This window comes from Streptomyces globisporus (genome assembly GCF_003501885.1).
In the GTDB taxonomy this organism is placed as follows: Bacteria; Actinomycetota; Actinomycetes; order Streptomycetales; family Streptomycetaceae; genus Streptomyces; species Streptomyces globisporus_D.
The window spans coordinates 1-5,487 of the sequence record NZ_QWFA01000284.1 but is presented as its reverse complement, the minus strand read 5'-3'; the positions used below and the strand labels follow the sequence as shown (position 1 = coordinate 5,487).

4 protein-coding genes and 2 pseudogenes are annotated in these 5,487 nt (G+C 73.4%); 2 read left to right on the top strand and 4 right to left on the bottom strand.

What is annotated here, in order from left to right; translation table 11 throughout:
- Together D3105_RS31880 and D3105_RS31875 are read left to right on the top strand one after the other, a co-directional pair.
- Positions 1-216: pseudogene (locus D3105_RS31880) on the top strand (hypothetical protein); the annotation flags it as partial.
- Between the two features lie 184 nt (positions 217-400).
- Positions 401-670, top strand: coding sequence for a hypothetical protein (locus tag D3105_RS31875; RefSeq protein ID WP_123947597.1), 270 nt, complete (start codon positions 401-403; stop codon positions 668-670).
- A 10-nt stretch (positions 671-680) separates the two neighbouring features.
- Here the strand turns inward: D3105_RS31875 and D3105_RS31870 are convergent, their stop codons facing one another.
- The 4 genes and pseudogenes from D3105_RS31870 to D3105_RS31855 all read right to left on the bottom strand — a co-directional run.
- Complete coding sequence (locus D3105_RS31870; RefSeq protein WP_118906342.1) at positions 681-1,541, bottom strand: Fpg/Nei family DNA glycosylase; 861 nt, start codon at positions 1,539-1,541, stop codon at positions 681-683.
- A 36-nt stretch (positions 1,542-1,577) separates the two neighbouring features.
- A complete protein-coding gene (locus D3105_RS31865; RefSeq protein ID WP_118906341.1) occupies positions 1,578-2,945 on the bottom strand; it encodes a wax ester/triacylglycerol synthase family O-acyltransferase in 1,368 nt (455 codons plus the stop codon).
- A 153-nt stretch (positions 2,946-3,098) separates the two neighbouring features.
- Positions 3,099-5,162 (bottom strand): SpoIIE family protein phosphatase, encoded by a 2,064-nt coding sequence (locus D3105_RS31860; RefSeq protein WP_118906340.1) that lies wholly within the window; start codon positions 5,160-5,162, stop codon positions 3,099-3,101.
- 66 nt (positions 5,163-5,228) lie between these two features.
- Positions 5,229-5,487 (bottom strand): annotated as a pseudogene (locus D3105_RS31855) (DUF6777 domain-containing protein); the annotation flags it as partial.

The following is a 5,487-nucleotide window of genomic DNA, read 5'->3' as shown; positions in this document are numbered from 1 at the left end:
GCGCTGGAGGTGGCGCGGGTTCCGGCGGTCGGGGGGTGCGCGCTGGTCGCGGTGGGCCGGGACGGCAGCGAGGAGACGGTGGGCAGCTGGTCGGCCGGGGGCGCGGAGGACGGTCCGGTGAAGGTGTCGGGCGGGGCGGCGCTGCGGCCGGAGGGCATCGACCACTTCGAAGTGCGCACGGCGGACGGGCGTCGGCTGGTGACGGTGACGCGGTGAGCCGGAGACCGGCTGGGGCGGGGCAGGACGTCTCGGTAGGCTGCTGGGCGAATCGCGGCTGCTCCTCATGGGCGGCATTCCGCGGAGGGGAGTCGGGGACATGGCGGTCAGTGAAGCGTCCAGCGGCCGGGCGACGGCCGTCAGAGCCGTTCGGAACTCGGTCTTTCCGGGTGTGTTCCTCGCCGTGGCAGCCCATCCGAAGATGCCCCTCGCCGTTGTGGAACTGGCGGGCCGCGGCGTCACCGCCGCCGCGGCCGGGACGCGGTGGGTGCTGGAGGTCGGGAAGCCGTCCCTGGACGGCTCTGCGTTGGCCGGCAGGCTCATGGATCTCGGCGAGCTGGAGGATCGCCTCGTCGACCTGTGGCAGGCCTTCGGCAGCGGCGAGGTCGGCCCCGCGGCCTTCGGGAGCCGGCTCGCGGAGATCGTCGCGGCCATGGAGGAGTGGGCCTCCTGAGCCCGAGCGGCTACTTGAGGAACTTGGAGAGCCTGCGGTCGGCCAGCGGTTTTCCGCCGGTCTGGCAGGTGGGGCAGTACTGGAGCGAGGAGTCGCTGAAGGAGACCTCAAGGATGGTGTCCCCGCAGACCGGGCAGGCCTCGCCGGTACGCCCGTGGACCCGCATCCCGGTCTTCTTCTCCGCCTTGAGCTTGCCCGCCTCCACCCCGCTGGAGCGGTCCACGGCGTCCCGCAGGGTGGTGCGCAGCGCCGTGTACAGCCGGGTGACGTCGTCCTCGGTCAGGTCGGCGGTCCGTTTGAACGGGGACATCTTCGCCACGTGCAGGATCTCGTCGCTGTAGGCGTTGCCGATGCCCGCGATCAGCGACTGGTCGCGCAGCGCGCCCTTGATCTGGCGGCGCTCCCCGGCGAGCAGCGCGGCGAACGGGTCGCGGTCGAAGGCGTCGGCGAGGGGGTCGGGGCCGAGGGTCGCGATACGGGGGACGTCCATGGGGTCGTGGACGAGGTGGACCGAGAGGCTCTTCTTGGTGCCCATCTCGGTCAGGTCGAAGCCGTCGCCGTCCGTGGTGACGAGGCGCAGGGCGAGCGGCCCCTTGCCGGGCCGGGGCGGGGCGGCGGGGAAGGAGTCCTTCCAGCGGAGCCAGCCGGCCCGGGCGAGGTGGGTGCAGAGGTGGAGTCCGCCCGCCTCGATGTCGAGGAACTTGCCGTGCCGGGCGACCGAGGTGACCGTCGTGCCCTCCAGGGCGGTCAGCGGCGGGTCGTACGTCTTCAGGACGCTGATCGCCAGGGGCAGCACACGGGCGATCTTCTTGCCGGCCAGGTGGTCGTCGAGGAAGACCCGCAGGGCTTCGACTTCGGGCAGTTCGGGCATGGCTCAAGCCTGCCGCAGCCGGTGCGCCGCTGCCTGTCAGGACACCGGTGTGCGGTCCGTGCCGGTGACGAGGGCGTACAGCTCCGTGAACTCGTCCTCGACCGCGGCGGCGAGCCGGTCCAGGTCGGGCAGCGCCTTGCCGTCGGCCACCAGGCCGACGTGCACCCGCCCGCCGTAGGTGGACAGGGCGACCGCCAGGGACTGGCCCCGGGCCAGCGGTGCCATGGGGTAGAGGGCGGTCAGCGGGCAGCCGCCCAGCGAGAGCGCGGAGCGGGGCAGCGGCACGCTGGTGACCAGCACGTCGAAGAGCAGGCGGGCGGCGCTGGCCGCCAGCGGTGCGCCGAACCGGTGGGCCAGCGGCGGCAGTTGGTCAGCGAGTACAGCGACGGCCCCGGCACCCTTCAGGGGGCCCGCCGCCTTGTTGCGGTCCATCGCGGTCCGGACCGCCCGGAGCCGCTCGCGCGGGTCGGCCGCGGTGACCGGCAGGCCCAGCAGATAGGCGGAGAGCCGGTTGCCGGAGGCGGCGGCCCCGCCGGGCCTACGCCGGGACACGGGCACCAGGGCGCGCGGGTCGGCGGCGGGCAGGGACTCGCCCCGTTCGGTCATCCAGCGGCGCAGCGCCCCGGCGACGACGGCCAGGAGGATGTCGTTGGCCGTGCCGCCCTCGGCGCGCCGGATCCGCTGGAGGTCCCCGGCGTCGAGGTCGGCGGTGGCCAGGCGCCGGGTGCCGCTGGAGGGGGCGGTGAGGGCGGAGGGGCCCCAGAGGTCGAGGCGGCCGGCGCGGACGACGGAGGCTCCCACGCCGAGCGCCCGGCCGACCTCGCCGATCCGCCCGAGCGCCATGCCCGCCATCTCGCGGGGGTCGGGCAGCCAGGAGCGGGGCGGGACGGCGGTGCGGCCCCGGGCGGTGGTGCGGGCGCTGGTGACGGCGGCGATCTCGTCGAAGATCCCGGCCCCGATGGCGACCGCCCGCATCCCGTCGGCCAGGGCGTGGTGCAGCTTGACGAGGACGGCGAAGGGGCCGCCGTCCGCGCCGCAGATGAGGTACATCCGCCAGGGCGGCAGCCCGCGCCCGAGCGGCCGCTCCATGAGTTCGCCGGCCAGCCGGGTGACCCCCGCCATGAAATCGTCTTCGGCCACGACGACCCGCTCGATGTGCCGGTGCACGTCGAAGTCCTGGTCCACCGTCCAGGCCTTGCCGCCGACCGGCAGGAGGACGTCCCGTACGCCCATGCGCAGCCGGGGGATCGCCGCGGCGCGGGTCCCGAGCAGGTCGAGGATCCGTTCCGGGCCGACGCCGGGCGCGGGGGCGAAGACGGCGAGGGCGCCCAGGTGCATCGGATGGGCGTCCGATTCGAGGTGCCAGAAAGCAAGGTCGAGCGGGGCCAGAAGCTCGGTACTCAACGGGGGGCCTCATGTCGTCGAAGCGGCGGGGCCGAGGTGGGCGGGCCCCTCGCAGTCAATCGTTTGCGGTCGGTCACGGTCAAGCACAGACATATTACGTACTGTTACATCGGTGCGTCGGTCACGCGCGTACGGGACGCCCGGGGCCGGCCTTCAGCGGGTCGGGATGAGGAACTCGCACCACACGCATTTGCCGCTGCCCCGGGACTCCACGCCCCAGACGTCGGCCAGCCGGTCGACCAGCATCAGACCGCGCCCCGACACTCCGTCCTCCCCCGCGTCGCGGCGCCGGGGCAGGGCGCTGGAGCGGTCCTCGACGTCGACGCGCAGCCGTCGCTCGGTTCCGGCGAGCACCCGGATCGTCACGACGGCCCCGCCGTCGGTGTGCATCAGCGCGTTGGTGATCAGCTCGTCGGCCGCGAGCTCGATCTCGTCGGCCCGGTCCTTCGCGCCCCAGGCCCGGACCGCGGCGCGGATCATGTGCCGGGACGAGCTCAGCGCCTCGGGGTCGTTCTGGGCGACGTGCTGCTGAAGCCGGCCGCCCGGCTGCGGGGCGTGCGCGGCCCGGCGGCGCAGCAGCAGGACGGCGACGTCATCCTGGCCGCCGCGCCCGTCGACCGCGTCGCAGAGCTGGTCGGCCAGTTTCTGCAGGTCCTGGGGGCCGTTGGCGACGAGGGACGTGAGTCGCTGCATGCCTTCGTCGAGGTCGGAGCCCGGCAGTTCGACGAGGCCGTCGGTGAACAGGATCATCGTCTGGCCGGGGTCCAGTTCGACCGTGGAGACCGGATACTCCAGCCGGCCGAACTCCGCCGAGAGCCCGAGCGGCAGACCGCCCTCGGAGACCACGCGGCGGCAGCTCCCGTCCACGTCCCGCACCACCGGGTCCACATGCCCGGCGCGGACCACCTGCACGACCCCGGTGGTGAGGTCGACCTCGGCGTAGGTGCAGGTGGCGAAGCGGTCGGTGTCCAGTTCGTGCAGGAAGACGGAGGCGCGCGCCATGACCGTGGCGGGGCTGTGCCCCTCGGCGGCGTACGCGCGCAGCACGATCCGGAGCTGCCCCATGACGGCGGCGGCGTGGGTGTCGTGCCCCTGGACGTCCCCGATGACGGCGCCGACCCGACCGCCGGGCAGCGGGATCAGGTCGTACCAGTCGCCGCCGATGTCCCGGCCGAGGCGGGCCGAGCGGTAGCGGACGGCGACCTGTGCCCCGGGCACGGAGGGGATCCGGCGCGGCAGCATGGCCTGCTGGAGGCCCTCGGCGAGGTCGTGCTCCTGTTCGTAAAGCATCGCGCGCTGGAGGCTCTGGGCGATCGAGGTGCCGAGCGCCATCAGCAGATTGCGTTCGTCGGCGGTGAAGCCGCCCTTGTCCCGGTAGAGCAGGCCGAGCGCGCCGATCGGGCGAGCCTGGGCGATCAGCGGCATGTAGGCGGCGGAGGTGATCCCGAGGTGGCTGATGTTGGGCCACAGGATCGGGTAGGAGGCGGCGAAGTCCTCGGCGGACTCGATGAAGCGCGGGGACAGCGTGCGGACCACTTCGCTCATCGGGTACTGCTCGTCCACCCGGGTGTACCGGGTGCCGGGGACGTACGCGCCTTCGGGGCCGTCGGCCACCAGGTGGATGCGGCCGGACTCCAGCAGGCCCATGACGAGGCTGGTGGCTCCGAGGTGGGCGAGGCCCTGGGAGTTCTTGAGGACGGCGATGACGTCCTTGACCGTACGGGCGTGGGCCAGGGCGGCGGTGGTGCCCTCGACCAGGCTGGTGCGCTGGCGGCGCTCCTCGTCCAGTTCGCGCCGCGCGGTGGAGTCGGCCAGTTCCTGGGTGGCGTCCCGGACGATCCCGATGATGCGGCGCGGGCGTCCGGTACCGTCCCGGCGGACGAAGCCCTGGGTGTGGGTCCAGCGCAGGGTGCCGTCGCGCCGCTGGATGCGGAAGTACGCGCCGTAGTCGGTGCGCCCGCTCTTCAGGGCGTGCGAGACCAGCCCGTCCAGGCGCTGGGCCTCGTCCGTCGGCACGCGCGGCGACAGCGTGGCCGGCCGGTCGTCGTATTCGTCCGGGGTCAGGTCGAACACGTCGAGCGCGGTCCGGTCCATGTGCATGAGGCCGGTGTCAAGATCCCAGTCGAAGCTGCCCATACGGTTCAGGGCGAGGCTGAGGTCCGGGTGGGCGGGCCAGTCTTCGGGGAGTGACAGGGCACCCGCTACCCGATCATCCATGTGGGCCACTCTGCCACCATTTTCCCTATTCCTCTTGTCCGATTCCGCCGCTCGAACGTCGACCGGTCAGCCGGCGAACACGTCGCCGAGATCCGCTTCCATCGGCGCGTCCGGCTCCACGGGCGCGTCCGGCCCGCCCGGCTCCTCCGGCTCACCGGGGAAGACCTGGGTCGGCTCCGGCACCACCTCGGGCTCGCCCTCCTCGTACTCCCACGGCTCCTCGGGCGGCGGGTCGCCGAAGTCGTCGGACGACTCGTCGGGTCCGGGGTCCGTCGGGCCTTCGGGCTCGGAGGGGGCCGGGTCGGACGGCATGGGGTCGGGGGAC